General features: G+C 41.3%; 19 protein-coding genes and 1 pseudogene. 18 read left to right on the forward strand and 2 right to left on the reverse strand.

Annotated features, from left to right (window positions below):
* Positions 1-11: 11 nt before the first annotated feature.
* The 15 genes and pseudogenes from ABD010_RS09040 to yajC all read left to right on the forward strand — a co-directional run bounded on the left by ABD010_RS09040 (position 12) and on the right by yajC (position 12,027).
* Positions 12-368 (forward strand): ribosomal-processing cysteine protease Prp, encoded by a 357-nt coding sequence (locus ABD010_RS09040; protein WP_343812262.1) that lies wholly within the window; start codon positions 12-14, stop codon positions 366-368.
* A complete protein-coding gene (rpmA, locus tag ABD010_RS09045) occupies positions 355-645 on the forward strand; it encodes a 50S ribosomal protein L27 (RefSeq protein WP_343812264.1) in 291 nt (96 codons plus the stop codon). Before ABD010_RS09040 ends, rpmA begins: the two co-directional genes overlap by 14 nt.
* A 547-nt stretch (positions 646-1,192) precedes the next feature.
* Positions 1,193-1,720, forward strand: a complete 528-nt coding sequence (locus ABD010_RS09050; RefSeq protein WP_343812266.1) for a Spo0B domain-containing protein — start codon at positions 1,193-1,195, stop codon at positions 1,718-1,720.
* A gap of 11 nt (positions 1,721-1,731) precedes the next feature.
* Complete coding sequence (gene obgE, locus ABD010_RS09055) at positions 1,732-3,012, forward strand: GTPase ObgE (RefSeq protein ID WP_343812268.1); 1,281 nt, start codon at positions 1,732-1,734, stop codon at positions 3,010-3,012.
* Between the two features lie 28 nt (positions 3,013-3,040).
* Complete coding sequence (pheA, locus tag ABD010_RS09060) at positions 3,041-3,892, forward strand: prephenate dehydratase (RefSeq protein WP_343812270.1); 852 nt, start codon at positions 3,041-3,043, stop codon at positions 3,890-3,892.
* Between the two features lie 205 nt (positions 3,893-4,097).
* Positions 4,098-4,242: pseudogene (gene safA / locus ABD010_RS18355) on the forward strand (SafA/ExsA family spore coat assembly protein); the annotation flags it as partial.
* A 918-nt stretch (positions 4,243-5,160) separates the two neighbouring features.
* Positions 5,161-5,904 carry an NAD(+) synthase gene (gene nadE, locus ABD010_RS09070; RefSeq protein ID WP_343812275.1) on the forward strand — a complete coding sequence of 248 codons (744 nt, stop codon included), beginning with the start codon at positions 5,161-5,163 and terminating at the stop codon, positions 5,902-5,904.
* A gap of 57 nt (positions 5,905-5,961) precedes the next feature.
* On the forward strand, positions 5,962-6,510 hold the full coding sequence (locus ABD010_RS09075; protein ID WP_343812277.1) for a YhcN/YlaJ family sporulation lipoprotein: 549 nt from the start codon (positions 5,962-5,964) through the stop codon (positions 6,508-6,510).
* A 272-nt stretch (positions 6,511-6,782) separates the two neighbouring features.
* A complete protein-coding gene (locus tag ABD010_RS09080) occupies positions 6,783-7,514 on the forward strand; it encodes a YebC/PmpR family DNA-binding transcriptional regulator (protein ID WP_343812278.1) in 732 nt (243 codons plus the stop codon).
* Between the two features lie 206 nt (positions 7,515-7,720).
* Positions 7,721-8,326 (forward strand): Holliday junction branch migration protein RuvA, encoded by a 606-nt coding sequence (gene ruvA / locus ABD010_RS09085; protein WP_343812280.1) that lies wholly within the window; start codon positions 7,721-7,723, stop codon positions 8,324-8,326.
* A 17-nt stretch (positions 8,327-8,343) separates the two neighbouring features.
* Complete coding sequence (gene ruvB / locus ABD010_RS09090) at positions 8,344-9,345, forward strand: Holliday junction branch migration DNA helicase RuvB (RefSeq protein WP_343812281.1); 1,002 nt, start codon at positions 8,344-8,346, stop codon at positions 9,343-9,345.
* Positions 9,345-9,542, forward strand: coding sequence for a DUF2905 domain-containing protein (locus ABD010_RS09095; RefSeq protein ID WP_343812283.1), 198 nt, complete (start codon positions 9,345-9,347; stop codon positions 9,540-9,542). Before ruvB ends, ABD010_RS09095 begins: the two co-directional genes overlap by 1 nt.
* Before the next feature lie 18 nt (positions 9,543-9,560).
* On the forward strand, positions 9,561-10,589 hold the full coding sequence (queA, locus tag ABD010_RS09100) for a tRNA preQ1(34) S-adenosylmethionine ribosyltransferase-isomerase QueA (RefSeq protein ID WP_343812285.1): 1,029 nt from the start codon (positions 9,561-9,563) through the stop codon (positions 10,587-10,589).
* Between the two features lie 18 nt (positions 10,590-10,607).
* Entirely contained in the window at positions 10,608-11,747 is a 1,140-nt protein-coding gene (tgt, locus tag ABD010_RS09105) for a tRNA guanosine(34) transglycosylase Tgt (protein WP_343812287.1), read from the forward strand.
* 19 nt (positions 11,748-11,766) lie between these two features.
* The gene (gene yajC / locus ABD010_RS09110; protein ID WP_343812289.1) at positions 11,767-12,027 is read left to right on the forward strand and encodes a preprotein translocase subunit YajC; all 261 of its coding nucleotides are present in this window, start codon (positions 11,767-11,769) and stop codon (positions 12,025-12,027) included.
* A 132-nt stretch (positions 12,028-12,159) separates the two neighbouring features.
* On the opposite strand, the gene ABD010_RS09115 is transcribed toward yajC, so the two are convergent.
* Positions 12,160-12,540, reverse strand: coding sequence for a TIGR04086 family membrane protein (locus ABD010_RS09115; protein WP_343812611.1), 381 nt, complete (start codon positions 12,538-12,540; stop codon positions 12,160-12,162).
* Positions 12,541-12,703: 163 nt separating this feature from the next.
* Here ABD010_RS09115 and ABD010_RS09120 point away from each other — a divergent pair, with 163 nt between their 5' ends.
* Positions 12,704-14,005 carry an ArsB/NhaD family transporter gene (locus ABD010_RS09120; RefSeq protein WP_343812291.1) on the forward strand — a complete coding sequence of 434 codons (1,302 nt, stop codon included), beginning with the start codon at positions 12,704-12,706 and terminating at the stop codon, positions 14,003-14,005.
* A gap of 161 nt (positions 14,006-14,166) precedes the next feature.
* Here ABD010_RS09120 and spoVB read toward each other — a convergent pair whose 3' ends face one another.
* Positions 14,167-15,720 carry a stage V sporulation protein B gene (spoVB, locus tag ABD010_RS09125; RefSeq protein ID WP_343812293.1) on the reverse strand — a complete coding sequence of 518 codons (1,554 nt, stop codon included), beginning with the start codon at positions 15,718-15,720 and terminating at the stop codon, positions 14,167-14,169.
* 109 nt (positions 15,721-15,829) lie between these two features.
* Between spoVB and ABD010_RS09130 the strand changes: the two genes are divergently transcribed.
* Positions 15,830-16,135 (forward strand): post-transcriptional regulator, encoded by a 306-nt coding sequence (locus tag ABD010_RS09130; protein WP_343812295.1) that lies wholly within the window; start codon positions 15,830-15,832, stop codon positions 16,133-16,135.
* Between the two features lie 50 nt (positions 16,136-16,185).
* Entirely contained in the window at positions 16,186-18,453 is a 2,268-nt protein-coding gene (secDF, locus tag ABD010_RS09135; RefSeq protein ID WP_343812297.1) for a protein translocase subunit SecDF, read from the forward strand.
* The last annotated feature ends 58 nt before the right edge of the window (positions 18,454-18,511 follow it).

Below are 18,511 nucleotides of genomic sequence, written 5' to 3' on the forward strand. Positions count from 1 at the left end.
GGTTCTCACGTATGATTAACGTAACTGTATTTCGAAAAAATAACCAAATATCAGGTTTTGAATTATCGGGACATGCTGACAGTGGCCCATATGGTTACGATCTCGTATGCGCAGGGGTCTCAGCGGTTTCGTTTGGTGCGGTGAATGCAGTTATGGAAATGACCGGTGTTGAGCTGGTAATTGACCAGGGAGCTGAAGGTGGGTATCTCCAGGTTATTATTCCTGCAACAATTACGACAGAACAAATGGGAACCGTTCAGCTCTTATTTGAGGGGATGATTATTTCCCTGGAAGCAATTGTACGAGAGTATCACCAGTTTATTGAAATTCACAATAATGAAGGAGGTACACCAAATGCTACGTCTTGATTTGCAGTTTTTCTCCCAGAAAAAAGGTGCCGGCAGTACTAAAAACGGTCGGGATTCGGAATCAAAACGCCTTGGTGCCAAACGTGGCGATGGTCAGTTTGTAACAGGTGGATCGATTCTTTTCCGTCAACGCGGAACAAAAATTTATCCAGGTACAAATGTAGGCCGTGGCGGAGATGACACACTGTTTTCCAAAATTGATGGTGTCGTTAAATTTGAACGGTATGGACGCGATCGCAAAAAAGTCAGTGTCTACCCGGCTGCTAAAGAAGCATAGTTTTAAGAAAAACGTAAAAAACTCCAGCCAGATGGTTGGAGTTTTTTTACTGGGCCCTTTTAGTTGATAGTGCTACATTTGCTCAAAAAACTATCGCAGCGCCTTCTTTTTATCGCGGGTAAGTGCCGAGCCTTCTCAGCTCGCTCCTCGCTTAGCTTTTTTCACGCAGAAGTCTCGCATATTCCAACGGCTGGTTAAAAGGGTTTGACTTCTTACTTGTACAATTTAAATTGATTTTGGTACGGCGGGTTTTTCCAAATGTACGGCGGCAATTTGCCTTTATACGGCGGTTTCGTGCCAAAGTACGGCGCGATTCCACTTTTGTTCGGCGGATTTCCGGCAGAGTACGGCGGTGGATAAATGAACAAGTTCCAGCGCAGGTGATTTCACACAATCAGCATAGCTTTACTTTTGCGTTTTATAAATATTGTTTAATAACAACATCTTTTTGAAAACTAGCCGTTTACAATAATCAGCATTTATTAATTTATTGATTTTCATTTCGTTTATTTTCTGCTATACTCATCATACTATTGGGGGACGAAAAATGCATGAGGAAGATGTAGTCAATATTTTACGGCATTACCGGCATGATCTGATGAATCATCTTCAGATTGTACAGGGATATTTAAGTATGGATAAACCGGAAAAAGCAAAGTCGAAAATGGAAAAATTAATGAAACTTTTGGAAGAAGAACATAAGCTTGTTAACTTAAACCTGCCAAAGTTTGCTTTATGTCTGCTTCAGTTTAATACCAATTATCAGAATTTCCGTTTAGAATACCAAATACATACGAATAGACAAGATTTACGTTTACTGGATAATATTCTTGTTGAGCAATGCCAGCAAGTTATGGCCAAGGCTGTTGATGCAGCTGATGAAATGGAACTTTACACGGTGAATTTGCAGTTGAGTGAGCTGAACAAGCAAGGCCAGTCAGGTGTTGAAGTGAATTTTTCATTCCAGGGAAACTTTAAAAAGGAAATACAAATAAAAGGTACAGAAACTATGGATCTGACTATGAGCCGGACAGATGAAGGCGTTGTATGCACGTTTCAGATTCCATGCGATTGAGGTGATCATCTATGTTTGTCGATCAGGTTAGTGTATTTGTGAAAGCAGGTGACGGAGGGAACGGCCTTGTTGGTTACCGTCGCGAGAAATATGTTCCTAAAGGTGGACCTGCTGGCGGAGACGGTGGAAATGGCGGTGATGTGATGTTTAAAGTCGATGAGGGATTAAACACATTAATGGATTTCCGTTATACGAAACATTATAAGGCGAAACGCGGAGAAAATGGCATGAGCAAAAATCAGCATGGTAAAAATGCGAACCCGTTAATTGTTTCTGTGCCACCAGGTACCACTGTTTTTGATGAAACTACCGGGGAAGTAATTGCTGACTTAACCGTTCACGGCCAAGAAGCGGTGATTGCCAAAGGTGGTCGTGGCGGTCGTGGCAATTCAAGGTTTGCCAGCCCTAAGAACCCAGCACCGGATTTTGCTGAAAATGGTGAACCAGGGATTGAACGAAACATAAAAGTAGAGCTGAAATTAATTGCAGACGTTGGACTTGTTGGCTTTCCAAGTGTTGGAAAATCAACCTTGCTGTCAGTTATGAGTGCAGCAAAACCTAAAATTGCGGATTATCATTTCACAACATTATCACCGAACCTTGGTGTTGTTGATGCAGGTGATCAGCGGAGTTTTGTCATTGCCGACCTTCCCGGATTGATTGAGGGTGCACATCAAGGAGTTGGTTTAGGCTATCAGTTCCTGCGTCATGTGGAACGGACAAGGGTTATTCTTCATGTGGTGGATATGGCAGGTACTGAAGGAAGAGACCCTTATGATGACTATTTGAAAATCAATGAAGAATTGTCAGCCTACGATCCGAAGTTATTGGAACGTCCACAAATTATTGCTGCCAATAAAATGGAAATGCCCGGCGCAGAGGAAAATCTTTCTGCGTTCAGGTCAAAATTATCCGAAAACTATCCTGTTTTTCCGTTATCCGCTTTTACAAAACAGGGATTGCGCGACATGATATATACAATATCCGATACACTGGATACTATTCCGAAAAAAGCGCCTGAAGTGGATGATACAGATGAAAAAGTTGTTTACCGGCATAAGAAAGAAGAAGTTCCGTTTGTTATTTCACGAGATTCGGATGGAGCATATGTGTTATCCGGGGCTAAGATTGAGAAATTGTTTAAAATGACCGATTTCTCTAGAGATGAAGGCGTACAACGGTTTGCCAGACAACTTCGCGCAATGGGTGTGGACGATGCGCTGCGAAAACAAGGCGCAAAAGATGGTGATACCATTCGACTGATGGATTTTGAATTCGAGTTTATCGAGTAATATTACACATGGTAAAGAGGGGAACAAATTGGAAAGTATAGGATACTTAGGTCCAAAAGGGACATTCACAAAGTTAGCGGTCGATTCAGCTTTTAATGGGGGAGAAAAATTTAGCTTTGAAACAATTCCTGAATGTATCGATGCTGTCGGGAATGGTCAAATCGATATTGGTGTCGTTCCACTTGAAAATGCGATAGAGGGTACGGTTCAATTAACGGTTGATTATCTCGTTCATCAAGTGAGATTACCAATTTTTGCAGAAATCGTTGTACCCATCCAACAGCATTTACTTGTTAATTCAGAATTTACCGGTGACATGGATGATATAACGGAAATTCATTCGCACAGTCATGCCATTGCTCAGTGTCATCAGTTTATTCACAGCTTCCTGCCTGATGCTAAGCTTAATTTTACAACATCAACAGGCAGCGCAGCCGAATTAGTAAGCCATGGCAACGCGAATATGGCAGCTATAGGAAATAAGCTGGCAGCTCAGGAATACGGTCTTCAGCTGTGGAAGGAAAATATTCATGACTATCCGAATAACCATACAAGGTTTGCGGTCATTGCAAAAGATGAAAATCTGGTACGAATAAATCATGAAGTGGATGCCGAAAAAACCAGTATGCTGATTACCCTTCCCAGTGATTATGCAGGAGCTTTATACCAGGTTTTGGCGGCGTTTGCCTGGCGAAAAATGAATTTGTCCAAAATTGAATCAAGACCGATGAAAACCGGTCTGGGAAATTATTTCTTTATTGTCGATGTTAATCAGCCGTACGATGATGTGTTATTTACTGGGGTGAAAGCCGAACTGGAAGCGCTGGGATGCAAGGTGCAAGTCCTTGGTACCTATCCGGTTTATGAAATGAATTTATAGGAATTGAGCGCCGTTTGCTCCATTAATTGGAGTAAGCGGCTTTTTTTGCTCATAAAAATCAGTTAGTGTTTTAAAGTTAATCTGGCATCTCTGTACACGTTTTCATATATGGATAAATTTAAGTTCAACATTTATCACGAAATGCATATGTTGGTAATGAGTGTTTTGCCTAATGAGACAGATTTTGAAAGGAGTATGGTTAAAATTGAAAATTCATATCGTTCAAAAGGGAGATACACTGTGGAATATTTCCCAGCAATATGGAGTAGATTTTGAAGAAGTGAAGAGGCTTAATCCACAGTTATCCAGTCCCGACATGATTATGCCTGGTATGAAAATAAAAATTCCCGGAACATCGAAGGCAGTAAAAAATGACAGTGGAAAAGGAACTGAAATGCCCGAAACGAAACATCCTTTTAAGGACACATCCCCCATGCCAAAACCCGTAATGAACAAGGGGACCGAACAAGAGCAGGCAAAGATGAAGCCGGAAATACCTAAAAAGCCCGAAATGCCTGAGGAGCCTATGATGCCAACAAAGCCGATGAAACCAATGCAAATGATGGATCAGGATTTTTACAATTATACCACGATTAATTTTCCGGAGATGTCCGAAAATCCTCAGCCTAATAATCAGCCAAAACAGAATGCTCAAATGCATATGCCTCCTCAGCCAATGCCAATTCAAGTGGTTCCGGTTTGTTGTTATTGTCATCAGCCATGTTGTCCACCGCCACCAATGCAGCATGGACCACAGCATGGACACAAAAAAGGTGGTTGCGGATGTGGTGGACCAAAACCACCCCATTTCAGGAATCAAATGGAATCATATCATGTTCCAAATGAAAGGAAAATGCCAGTAGGTCCAATGGAAAATCCTTATATGAATTACAATAATTTATACGGGGCACCGTTTGCTTCACCAGATGATCGTAATTATACGGATTTAAACAAAGAAAATATGCAGCGTGATCCAATAGGCCCTAATGGAAATATGCCAGTTCCAGAGCCGCCTGAATTTGGAACAATGGCAGCATATAATTTCCGGGAAGATATGAATGAACCTGAAGAATAAATGGATATGCTAAGGAGACGAACCGTTTCAAATCGTCTCCTTTTTTAGCAAATAAGAAAAAGTAAAGCGTTCTTTATTGGGCTGGTGATAACCACGGTTTCTAATGTTCAAGGGCTAATATATTTTTAAATACACAGCTTGCATGCTAAAATTATGATAATCACAAATTATGGTAATAGGGGAGTATGGATAAGTGGAACAAAATGTGGAAGCAATTGTGCAATGGTTAAGATACCAAATAAATGAAACTGGTGTGAAAGGTTTGTTGGTGGGTGTCAGTGGCGGTCTTGATTCAGCTGTGGTAGCTGCCCTGATTCAGCGAGCTGCACCGGACAATTCTTTGGGAGTACTTATGCCATTAAAAAGTAGTCAGGAAAGCATAGAACATGGTAAAAAGGTAATTGACAGTTGTGGTATTAACCACCTGACAGTTGACCTTGCCGAAACGCATAACGTACTGTACTCTTCCATTAAGGAACAGGTCCAAGAAAGAAATGAGTTTAATAAAAAAAATGATCAGCTGGCTGATGCGAATTTAAGAGCCCGTCTGCGAATGAGTACGTTATATACCTTGGCAACAAATTATAACTACCTTGTGGTTGGAACGGATAACGCCTCTGAGTGGTATACAGGTTATTTCACAAAATATGGTGACGGCGGTGTGGATATTTTGCCGATTGTTGAGTTTACCAAGCAGGAAGTACGTGAAATGGCATCATATCTGGAGGTACCTGAGGAGATTGTACACAAGCAGCCAAGTGCTGACTTGTGGGAAGGCCAGACTGATGAGGATGAAATGGGTACATCCTATGACACTATTGACGCTTATCTGCGGGGGGAAGAAATACCGGAACAGGATAAAAAAAGAATTGAACAAATGCATATCCGTACCGAACATAAACGCAGGGGTGCCAAACAGTTTCATTTAAAAAAATAATTTAACGTGTATGAAAAAATTTCTCTTATACAAACTGATGATAAGGGAGGTTTTTTTATGTGGATGAAAACTCTAAGCACGCTATTACTTGCAACCATTCTTGCAGGCTGTGCTGGAATAACTGATAATGCAGCTGATAATGAAGATGACTTAAGTTCAGAACCTATTCATTATGAAACGGAAAATGAACGTAATGACCGACTTAATAATGGACCGGACAGCATTGCTGAGCAGGGAGGTTATGAACAGAGTGACCAGGACAGGTTGAATATGGGAGACAGGGATGCCCAGACAGATTTATATACAAATGAATTTACAATGTCGATTTCTGAGCAACTGAAGCAGAATAAGAATATAAAACAAGCTCAGGTAACAGCTACAGATAAAAAAATCGTAGTTGGTGTTCTGCTAAATGAATATGCTCCTAAGGGGATGAAGCAATCCATTAAAAAAGAGGTTAAACAAATGGTGCCTGAGCGAAAAGTAGTTGTTTACACCGATCGGATATATTGGGATAAAATGCGGGATGAAGATGCAGAGCCTGATCAGCTGAATGGTGACGTGGAAGAATTTATAGATGAATTTTTCAACAGGGAACGCGATTGATCGTACGCATTTTTCTTTCGTGCAGGCATACGGGTCATAAGGCGGCAAAAAAGAGTTGCTGCCTTTTTTAATTTGCCCTTTTGATTATGATGGAAATAAGCCACCTTTATTGATTGGCATTTTTTTGGTATAGTATAAAAAGAATTTATCCTCGGTTTACAGTTTGATTCCTGCTTCTGAATAAATTGGAAAGATGGAGCAAGTTACGAATTAATCAGGGATGAAAAACCCGTTCAGGGAAGCTTCACTTTAATTAGAGAGGAGAATGTCCAATGGCTGGTCATTCTAAATGGAAGAATATACAAAGAAGAAAAAATGCCCAGGATGCAAAAAAAGGAAAAATTTTCATGCGTCATCAGAAGGATATATATACAGCAGCAAAACAGGGCGGTGGAGATCCGGATACGAACCCCTCATTACGCTTGGCTGTTGATAAGGCAAAAGGTGACAATATGCCGAATGATAATATTGACCGTGCAATTAAAAAAGCGACCGGGACACTTGATGGAGCTAGTTTTGAGGAATTAAACTATGAAGGATATGGTCCGGGAGGTGTTCCGGTTATTGTTCAGGTTTTGACCGATAACAAAAACAGAACTGCTGCAGAAGTCAGACATGCATTTAAGAAAAATGACGGAAATCTAGGGGAAAATGGCAGTGTGTCGTTTATGTTTGACCGGAAAGGATACATTGTCATTACAAACGAAGCTGGTGCCATTGATGAGGATGAGATCAGTCTAGAGGCAATTGAAGCTGGTGCAGATGACATTGTCACACAGGAAGACGCATATGAGATTTATACGGAACCGGAAAATTTTTCCGATGTGTGTGATCAGTTACGTGGAAGCGGCTATGAACTCGAGGAATCGGAAATCACAATGTTCCCCCAGACCTTCAGCACACCTGATGAGGACGACTACAATAAGATGCTTCAGTTAATTGACATGTTGGAAGACAGTGAAGATGTCCAGGATATCTTCCATAATCTGGAGGACACAGAATAAATCTAGATGAAGACTTCCATTTTTTATCGCGTGATAGGAGATGGAAGTTTTGATTTATTACAATATCCAGAGAGTAAAAGTTATGCTTAACCTTATATGGGATACTTTTGTTCCGCTATAAGACAAGGCGGGTGCCGAGTTTTTTAAATGATGGACAGGAATAGTTATGTTAAACTGAAGTTAGGAATGTAAAAGGGGAAGGTGTCATGATAGCATATATACGAGGTGTTTTAACAGCTGTCCACGATGAGGCAGTGATTGTGGATGTACATGGGGTTGGGTACGAAATTGTCTGTGCCAATCCTTTTGTGTTTCAGCATTCTTTAAATAATGAAATAACTATAAATACATATCATTATGTCCGGGAAGATATTCAAATGCTGTACGGATTTAAAAACGAAGATGAAAAATATTTATTCACCAAACTCATTTCTGTGTCCGGAATTGGACCAAAAGGTGCATTAGCTGTTCTGGGAAGTATTGATGTCGGTGGTTTTGTTGAGGCAATTGAGCGTGAGGACGATAAATTTCTGACAAGCTTTCCGGGAATTGGCAAAAAAACAGCACGGCAGATCATTCTTGATTTAAAAGGAAAACTGCATTCCTTTGTGACAGCTCCTGTTCATTCGACTGAAATGGAACAGCCGTCAGAAGCAGGCTCAAAAGGGTTAGAGGAAGCGCGGGAAGCCTTAAAGTCATTAGGGTATACGGACAGGGAAATAAAAACGGTTATTCCAAAATTGCAGTATGAAAATGATCATAACACCGATGAAATTGTCCGAAAAGCATTGGCACTGTTAATGAAAAATTGACAAAGGGGGAGATGGTGATGGATGAACGTATGGTAACTGGTGAATTACAAAATGAGGATTCAACTGTCGAGCTCAGTCTCCGTCCTGTCAATCTTAATCAGTATATTGGCCAGGAAAAAGTCAAAGAAAATTTAAGCATTTTTATCCAGGCAGCCCGAATGCGGGAAGAACCATTGGATCATGTGCTGCTATATGGACCGCCCGGGCTTGGGAAGACTACACTTGCGGCAATCATTGCCAATGAGATGGGGGTTCAGTTTCGTTCCACTTCCGGTCCAGCTATAGAACGTGCTGGCGATTTAGCAGCAATCCTGTCGTCGCTGGAACCTGGAGATGTCCTGTTTATTGATGAAATCCATCGTTTACCAAGATCTGTAGAGGAAATCCTATATCCGGCAATGGAGGATTTCTTTTTGGATATTGTAATCGGAACAGGACCAAGCGCACGATCGGTTCGGATTGATCTGCCGCCCTTCACGCTTGTAGGAGCAACGACCCGGTCAGGATTACTGTCGGCACCGTTGCGTGATCGATTTGGGGTCCTCAGCCGGCTGGAATTTTATGAAACAAAAGATTTGTGTGCCATTGTTGAACGGACAGCAGAAATATTTGATACAACCATTACAAAAGAAGCAGCATCTGAAATTGCACGCAGGTCAAGAGGTACACCAAGAATTGCCAATCGGCTCTTGAAACGAATCCGGGATATTTCACAAGTGAAAGGTGAAATGGAAATTAGTCTGGAAACAACAAGTGTTGCATTGGAGATGCTGCAAGTGGATAAAGCAGGCCTTGACCATATCGACCATAAACTGTTGAACAGTATTATTGACGGATTTCAGGGCGGCCCTGTTGGTTTGGACACAATTGGTGCAACGATTGGTGAAGAATCGCAAACAATTGAAGATGTATATGAGCCGTATTTATTACAAATTGGTTTTTTGCAGCGAACACCAAGGGGAAGGGTCGTAACAATAAAAGCGTACGACCATCTTGGAATTCAAAGGAACGATGCATAATGCAGGCTGGAAAGCTGTTTATTATTCTTGGCATTGTTTTTTTACTGATCGGAATCATTTGGACGTTCATCGGGCGTTTGCCTGGTGACATCAGTTTTAAAAAAGGAAATGTTTCCTTCCATTTTCCAATTATGACTTCGATAGTTGTCAGTATTATACTGTCACTGATTTTTTACGTTTTAAGTAAATTTCGTTAAGAAGGTAAGGAGAACAGCATGAACATAGAAGATTTTGATTTTGATTTGCCAGAAGAACTGATTGCACAGACGCCGTTAAAAGACCGGGCATCATCACGGCTGCTCGTATTACACCGTAATGATAAACGAATGGAACATCAGCATTTTACAGATATCAAAAAGTATTTAAATCCGGGAGATTGTCTCGTATTGAATGATACGCGGGTGTTGCCGGCAAGACTTTATGGTGTGAAAGAAGATACCGGAGCTAAAATAGAGATATTGCTTTTGCATCAAAAAGAAAATGACACTTGGGAAATACTTGCGAAACCAGCCAAAAAGGTGAAAGAGGGGACGACTCTTATCTTCGGCGATGGAAAACTTCGTGCAACATGTACCGGCATTTTGGAACATGGCGGCCGTATGATGGATTTCGAATATGAAGGAATCTTTTACAGGGTACTTGATGAGCTGGGGGAAATGCCGCTTCCGCCTTATATAAAAGAACAGTTACCTGAAAAAGAACGGTATCAGACGGTTTATGCAAAAGAGGAAGGTTCGGCTGCAGCTCCAACTGCAGGCTTGCATTTCACCAATGAGCTTTTGGACGAGCTGGAAAACAAGGGGATTGTCATAACGTTCATTACACTTCATGTCGGATTAGGCACCTTTCGTCCGGTAAGTGTTGATAACATTGATGATCATACCATGCATTCCGAGTATTATCACATGACAGAGGAAACGGCAGATACACTGACAGAAGTAAGGGAAAATAATGGCCGGATTATCTCAGTCGGTACTACGTCAACCAGGACATTGGAAACCATTACGCGGGACAATAACGGAAAATTTGCTGAATCGAGCGGATGGACAGACATTTTCATTTATCCACCATATGAATTTCAGGCCATTGATGGTTTAATCACCAATTTTCATTTACCGAAATCAACCCTGATTATGATGGTAAGCGCACTTGCGGACCGGGACAGTATTCTGCACGCGTATAATGAAGCGGTAAAAGAAAGATACCGATTTTTCAGCTTCGGTGATGCGATGCTAATTTTATAGGAAAAGGAACGAAATGACATGACAGCAATTACGTATGAACATATCAAAACATGTAAACAGACTGGAGCCAGGCTTGGTAAAGTCCACACCCCGCATGGATCATTTGATACGCCGACTTTTATGCCGGTTGGTACACTGGCAACGGTCAAAACGATGAGTCCGGAAGAATTGCAACAAATGAATGCCAATATTATTCTTTCCAATACGTATCATTTATGGCTGCGTCCCGGTGAGGATATTATCAGGGAAGCTGGCGGGCTTCATAAATTCATGAATTGGGATGGTGCAATTTTAACGGATTCCGGCGGTTTTCAGGTATTTAGTTTAAGTGAGATGCGTAATATTAAAGAAGAGGGTGTTCATTTCCGAAATCATTTGAATGGCGAGAAATTATTTTTGTCTCCAGAAAAGGCAATGGAAATCCAAAATGCCCTCGGTTCTGATATTATGATGGCATTTGATGAATGCCCCCCATACCCTGCGTCATATGATTATATGAAGGCATCAGTTGAAAGGACGTCACGCTGGGCTGAACGCTGTTTGGAAGCACACCAGCGTCCGGAAGACCAGGGGTTGTTCGGGATTATACAAGGAGGTGAGTATGAAGAGCTGCGAAGGCAGAGCGTGGCCGATTTGACGTCGATGGATTTTCCGGGCTACGCGATTGGCGGATTGTCGGTGGGTGAGCCAAAGGATGTCATGAATCGAATGCTGGAATTCACCACGCCGCTGATGCCGTCGGACAAGCCAAGATATTTGATGGGGGTGGGATCACCTGATTCATTGATAGATGGTGCGATCCGCGGGATTGATATGTTTGATTGTGTGCTCCCGACACGTATTGCGCGAAACGGGACATGTATGACGTCAAACGGAAGACTAGTCGTTCGTAATGCAAAATTTGCCCGTGATTTCAGCCCGATAGATGAAAATTGTGATTGTCATGTATGTGAAAATTATTCACGGGCGTACATCCGTCATTTAATTAAATGTAATGAAACATTCGGATTCAGGCTTACCACTTACCATAACTTATATTTTCTGTTAAAATTAATGGAGCAAGTACGAACAGCAATTTCTGATGATCGTCTTGGCGACTTTAAAGAAGCATTCTTTGAACAATATGGCCTCAATCGGCCGGATGCAAAAAACTTTTAGGAAAGGGGGAATAGATACGATGGATATGCTTATATCACTATCACCAATTATTTTGATGTTTGTGATTTTTTATTTTCTGTTGATTCGTCCGCAGCAAAAGCGGCAGAAGCAGGTAAAGCAAATGCAAACTGACCTGAAAAAGGGGGATGAAGTCATTACAATTGGCGGATTCCACGGGGTAGTACATGCAATTGATGAAAATACAGTGGTAATTCAGGCTGCGGGGGAAAACACTAAACTCACGTATGACCGGACTGCTATCAGAGAGGTAAAAAGCTAATACTTTATGATCGTACGTACATAAAGGAGATAAAAAAAGCGCAGCGACTGTTCACATATGAATGTTGAACATGCACTGCGTTTTTTCTTGGTTGATAAAAAGGTGGTAAGCTTTAGGACATGTATGAAATGTTTACTCTTCCTGTCCGCTGGTCATATTCACGCCAATCATTCCACCAAGTAAAGCTGCTAAAATATAACCAAGGTGATGAAGTGTTTGCTGCAATGAAAATGACTGCTCGTAACCAAGGTATTGAATTAGAAACGTGAAAAGGGTAAATCCAAGACCGGTTATCCCACCAATCACCCAGCCTTTTTGCTTGCTCTTAATACCGGATACGATCCCGCCGATAAACAGGCAAATCAATCCGGCAATTAAGGTGGTCCATGATAATGCCGCTCCATCCATTTCCGTAAATCGAAGCAGTAATGCAAGAATTACACTTGTTAAAAGAATCAGACCAAGTACGACGACCCATCCATACAGCAGTGCTGTAAATTGCCGTTTTCGAATATGAGTAACCCCCTTTTAATATTCTGTATAAAATAGAGACAGAAGAATCTGTCCATTTATTAAATTTTATTCGGACAAGTGAAAAATAGACTGAAATTTTTTTGGACGTCCGTGCATATATATGTATGAAGCAATGATCCTATTATTGAAAGAGGATGCTCTTATGGACGTTCTGCTCGCAACAGTTATCTTTATAATCAGCTATGTTTTTATCATGACGGAGAAGTATAACCGCGCAGTTATTGCAATGTCAGGTGGTATCCTGCTGCTTATATCCGGTATTTACTCGTTGCATGATATGTTTCAGACCTATATTGACTGGAATACGATTGCGTTATTATTTTCCATGATGGTTCTTATTTCCATTACGGAACGAACAGGGTTGTTTTCGTTCATGGCCATTCGTTTTGCCCAAAAAGTCCGTGGATCCCCTGTACCGCTGCTGATTGGTGTCGGAATGTTAACCGCATTTGGTTCAGCTTTGCTGGATAATGTCACAACAGTACTTATTTTTGTCCCCATCATCCTGAAAATCACTAAAGAATTGCAGCTGCCATCATTTCCTTATCTGTTGATGATTATTTTCAGTTCCAATATTGGCGGAACTGCTACCCTAATAGGTGATCCGCCGAATATTATGATTGGACAGGCGGTTGACCATCTTACTTTTTTATCATTTGTAAATCATTTGGCTCCGGTCGCCGGTATTATCTTTGTCGCAATGGTTTTTATGCTGTATATGCTGTTCAGGAAGTCACTGAATACCGGAAAAGCTAATGTGAGGAAATTGCTGGAACTTGATGCATCAGAATATCTTGTCAAGTCACCGATGCTTTATCAATCGATAACAGTATTGTCGATGACACTGCTTGGATTTCTTCTCCATTCCTTTCTTCATATCAATTTGACGATAGTAGCCATCAGTGGAGCGGTATTATTGCTGTTGTTGACGGAAAAGGAACTGGAGACGGAACAGATTTTCAAACAGGTTGAGTGGGTTACTTTATTTTTCTTTATTGGTTTGTTTGCATTGGTGGGCGGACTTCGCGAGGTTGGAATTATTGATGAATTGGCCAGGTTAATTGTATTGTTTACGGATGGTGATTTTTCAAAAACTGCACTGTTGATTTTATGGGTCTCGGGATTGTTTTCCGGTGTGGTGGATAACATTCCGTTTGTTGCGGCAATGATTCCGGTCATTCAGGAATTTGAAACATATGGACTCGTCTACCTTGATCCCATTTGGTGGTCGTTGGCACTAGGGGCCTGTCTAGGGGGGAATGCAACGCTTGTCGGTGCATCCGCCAATATTGTTGTAGCAGGCCTTGCGGAAGGAGAAGGCGAAAAAATTTCATTTATCCGCTTTATGCTGTATGGAATCCCGTTTGTTATCTTTTCACTGGTTATATCAACGGTTTACATTCTTGTCCGGTACTTAATTCCGTATATGTCTGGCGGGGTATAACATCGGGTTATGGGTCAATTTGAAAACAAAGCAATGCTCGAATTAAAAGCAAAGCGTATGTGAGGTTGTGTGGAGCGATGCAATAATCCATTAGACAATAAAACGGTGGATGATCGCAGTGTTTTAGAAACAAAAATAACGCCATCTGCTGGCGTTATTTTTTACGTGAACCATTTTTGCAGTAGGGGAATTTGTTTTAACTCTTCCTTGGTTATAAACTTTAGTGCAAACAATAACCCGATATAAACGAACCCAAGAACTGTAATAATAATAATAAACAATAGCAGGTTCGACTCAAGTCCGGAATAAATGTTCTTCAGTGTATTGCCTGCGAACCAGGTTAAAAATAGCAACATAGCCATTTTCAGTAAATCTATTATAGGTATTTTAAATCTGATCTCTTTATACAGGCTGGCGAGATGCAGAAGTGTTACCAATACGACGCTGACTGACATGGCAATCGCTGCTCCCATAATGCCAAATTTCGGATTGGATGCAAGAAAAAACAACACCGTGAATTTTATTGCTGCTCCAATCAGACTGTTCCACATAGCCGGTTTTGCCAAATCAAGTGCTTGCAGTGCGGATTGCAATGGCGGCTGGAGATAAAGTAAAATGAAAAACGGCGCCATTAAAATAAGAAACCTGCTCGCGTCACTGGTTCCATACATAAACGTCAAAATCGGAATGGAAAATAGTGATAATACAATTGTTGCGATCGCCCCCGAGGCAAATGAGATGCGGATTGATTGATGGATCCGGTAATGAATCAGAGTTTTATTATAGTTGGCATCTGCCTCTGAAATGGCTGGAATCAGCGCAATGGAAAGTGACCGTGTTATAAAAGTCGGCAGCAATAATAAAGGCAGTACATACCCCGTTAACTCACCATATTGTTTGGTTGCCAGGGCGGTTGATATCCCTGCCAGCATTAAACTTTGGGAAACGATGATCGGCTCCAGAAAATTGGAAACGGAATCAATGATTCTGCTGCCTGTGCTGGGCAGTGCAATTGAAAAGAGTTCTCTAACCGTTTCTTTGCTGGATTTTACGTATTTCATGAATTTGTGGCGTACCTTGACGATCTTCTTGCGCCTGAATAAGTAGATCATGAATAATAAGGAGGCCAGTTCGCCGATAATGACACTGAACATTGCTCCCGCGGCGGCATATTCAACTCCAAAAGGCAACAGTAGTTTTACAAACAATGCAACACAGGTTATCCGGACAACCTGTTCAATGACAAGTGCATAGCTTTGGGGTTTCATGTTTTGTCTGCCTTGAAAATAACCCCTTAATACAGAAGAAATGGCTATGATTGGGATAATCGGACTGATTGCTAATAAGGGTAACAACGTACGTTCATCAGTTAATAAGGTAGACGCGATAAAAGGTGACGCCAGAATCATCCCGATTGTAAAGATGATACTGGTGATACCCGTTATTACCAATGAAATGACCAGGATGCTTTTTATTTTCTGTTTATCCCCCCGTGCCTCCGCTTCGGCAATTCGTTTGGAAATGGCTACGGGAAGTCCAAATTGTGTCAAGGTAATGACTAGAAATAGGGTCGGCAGTGCCATCATATACAGGCCGATACCTTCTTCTCCCATTAATCGGGCAACCACCAGACGATTGATGAATCCAAGCAGCCGGGTAATCATACCGGCAATTATTAAAATAATTGTTCCCTGTAAAAAAGTTTGTTTGGTCAATATTGCCGCCCTGCCTTCTCAAAAAATAAATTTTCATATACAATGATATATATGCAAAGAAGTGGGCCAAGCATGACAAGCTTTAATTATTTGCTGTGGGAGGGATTGGATGGAAACCTTGAAGACGGTGCGTGAGTGGAGAAATGAACTGGAAATGGCACTTGAATGTAAAAAAAACGAGTTTCAGATGATGGGGTATCAGCAAGCTTCCACGAACGATATTTGGAAATGTCTCGAGGAAAAAGTGTGGAAAGGTAATCCACAAAAGCGGTTATATGAAGTGGTTCAGGATATTTTCCATTTGGCGTCCAACATATACATGAGCTATTTGACCGTTAATGCGTATCAGGATGATGATTTAATGGCGTCGATTGCAGCTGTTACCAACGTAAATAACGATGCAAATAAGGAATGATTACATACTGACGTTTGACCCGCGTGGATTTTAAGGGAGGCATTTAACAGATGAAGAACAGAGGCAGAATCGTTGCCTTTTTTCTGATCGTTATCGTGTTTTTGGGTACGATTGGAACAACGATAACCGGAATAACGAAAGATATAAAGCTGGGCTTGGATTTGCAGGGCGGTTTTGAAATCCTGTATGAAGTTGAACCAGTTGAAGATGGAGAAGAAGTGGACAGGCAATTGCTTGAATCAACAGTCCAGATCCTTAATGAACGTGTTAACAGTTTGGGTATCAGTGAGGCAAACATAAATATTGAAGGGGAAGATCGGATTCGTGTACAGCTTGCCGGTATCAAGAATCCGGAAGAAGCACGGGACATACTTTCCACTTCAGCCCGGCTCTCGTTTCGTAATGTTTCTGATAAGGAATTGCTGAATGGATCGGATATAAAAGAGGGCAGTGCCCAGCAAGACTTCAGTCCCCAGACGAATCAGCCGATTGTTACGCTGAAGCTGAAGTCGGCTGAAAAATTTGGCAATGTCACAAGTAAGCTGAAAGGCAACGCTAATCCAAAAACGCCTTATCCGGATAATCTGCTCGTGATTTGGATGGATTATCAGAAAGGGGACGCTTTTGCGGATGAATGGAAAAAAGAAGATTCGAAATACGTCTCCGCACCGGCAGTTGACCAAACACTTAATACGACAAATGTCATGATTAGCGGCGATTTCACCGTTGAGGAAGCACAGCGGCTGGCTGACATTATTAATGCCGGTTCACTGCCGGTAAATATGAAGGAATTATATTCCACCACAGTTGGTGCGCAGTTTGGTGAACAGGCATTGGATAAAACCGTGTTTGCCGGTATTATCGGCGTAAGTATTATCTTTTTATTTATGATGATTGTGTACCGCTTCCCTGGTGTGATCGCAGCGATTAATTTGACAATTTACATCTATCTTATTTTACTGTTCTTTGAATTAATGAACGGTGTTCTGACATTGCAGGGTATTGCTGCCCTCATACTTGGTGTCGGTATGGCGGTGGACGCAAATGTCATTACCTTTGAGCGGATTAAGGAAGAATTGCGTGAGGGTAAATCTGTTCTTGCATCATTTAAAGCGGGAACAAGCAACTCATTAAGGGCAATTATCGATGCCAATATTACGACAATGCTTGCGGCAGCCGTGTTATTTATTTTTGGTACAAGCTCCGTTAAAGGGTTTGCTACCATGCTCATTCTCAGTATTCTGGTGAGTTTCCTGACAGCAGTATATGGCACAAGACTGCTGATGGGATTGTGGATGAGAACTAAACTGCTGAAAAACCGACCAGGCTGGTTTGGTGTCAACAAGAAAGATATCAAAGATATTTCCGATACGAAAGAAAGAGAACCAAAATTGTTTAATCGCGAATTAAACCCAGTGAAGCATCGTAAAAAGTTTTTTATTGCTTCATCGATTATGGTTATTCTTGGGGCGATTTCACTTGGAATTTTCCAGCTGAATCCGGGGATTGATTTCACAGCAGGTTCACGGATCCAGATTAATGCAGATAATTCTTTAAATGCGGAGAATGTGGAAGAAGATCTGGACCAATTGGGAGTAAACCCTAAATCTGTTGTACTATCCGGTAACGACACAACGGCTGTTGCACGGTACGATATAGTTATTAATGAAGATAAAATTGCTGAGATTCAGGATATGTTCAGTAAAAATTACAATGCAGATACAAGTGTCAGTATTGTTTCGCCGATTGTCGGGGAGGAACTTGTTAAGAATGCATTGTATGCACTTGGAATTGCAGCAGTCGGTATGATTATCTATGTTGCATTCCGATTTGAAATGTTTTTTGCGGTGACTGCAATCATCGCCCTGTTGCATGACGTCTTCTTTATTTTGGCGATATTCAGCTTTACCAGGATTGAGTTTGATGTCACCATTGTAGCTGCGGTATTGACGATAATCGGGTATTCGATCAACGATACGATTGTAACTTTTGACAGAATACGGGAAAATTTACAGAAAAAGAAACGGGTCAAGTCATTTGGCGAACTTGCAAAAATTGTTAACAGGAGTCTTGTTCAGACACTTACCCGAAGTATCAATACAACTGTTACCACAATGATTGCTGTACTTGCCTTCCTGTTCCTAGGCGCACAGTCGATATCCGGTTTTGCGATTGCACTTGCAGTCGGGTTAATTGCCGGTACGTATTCGTCACTGTTCATTGCATCACAACTATGGCTTGTATGGAGAGGAAAAAATATAAAGGAAAAACCTGTTGTTTTTGCCAAGAAAAAACGCACAGAAGGACCTCAGGTATAATAAAGATCCCGTGTCATTTATTCGTGACACGGGATTATTTAAATTGAGCTTAACCAGC

The organism is Virgibacillus siamensis, from assembly GCF_039522605.1.
Taxonomy (GTDB): Bacteria; Bacillota; Bacilli; order Bacillales; family Amphibacillaceae; genus Lentibacillus; species Lentibacillus siamensis.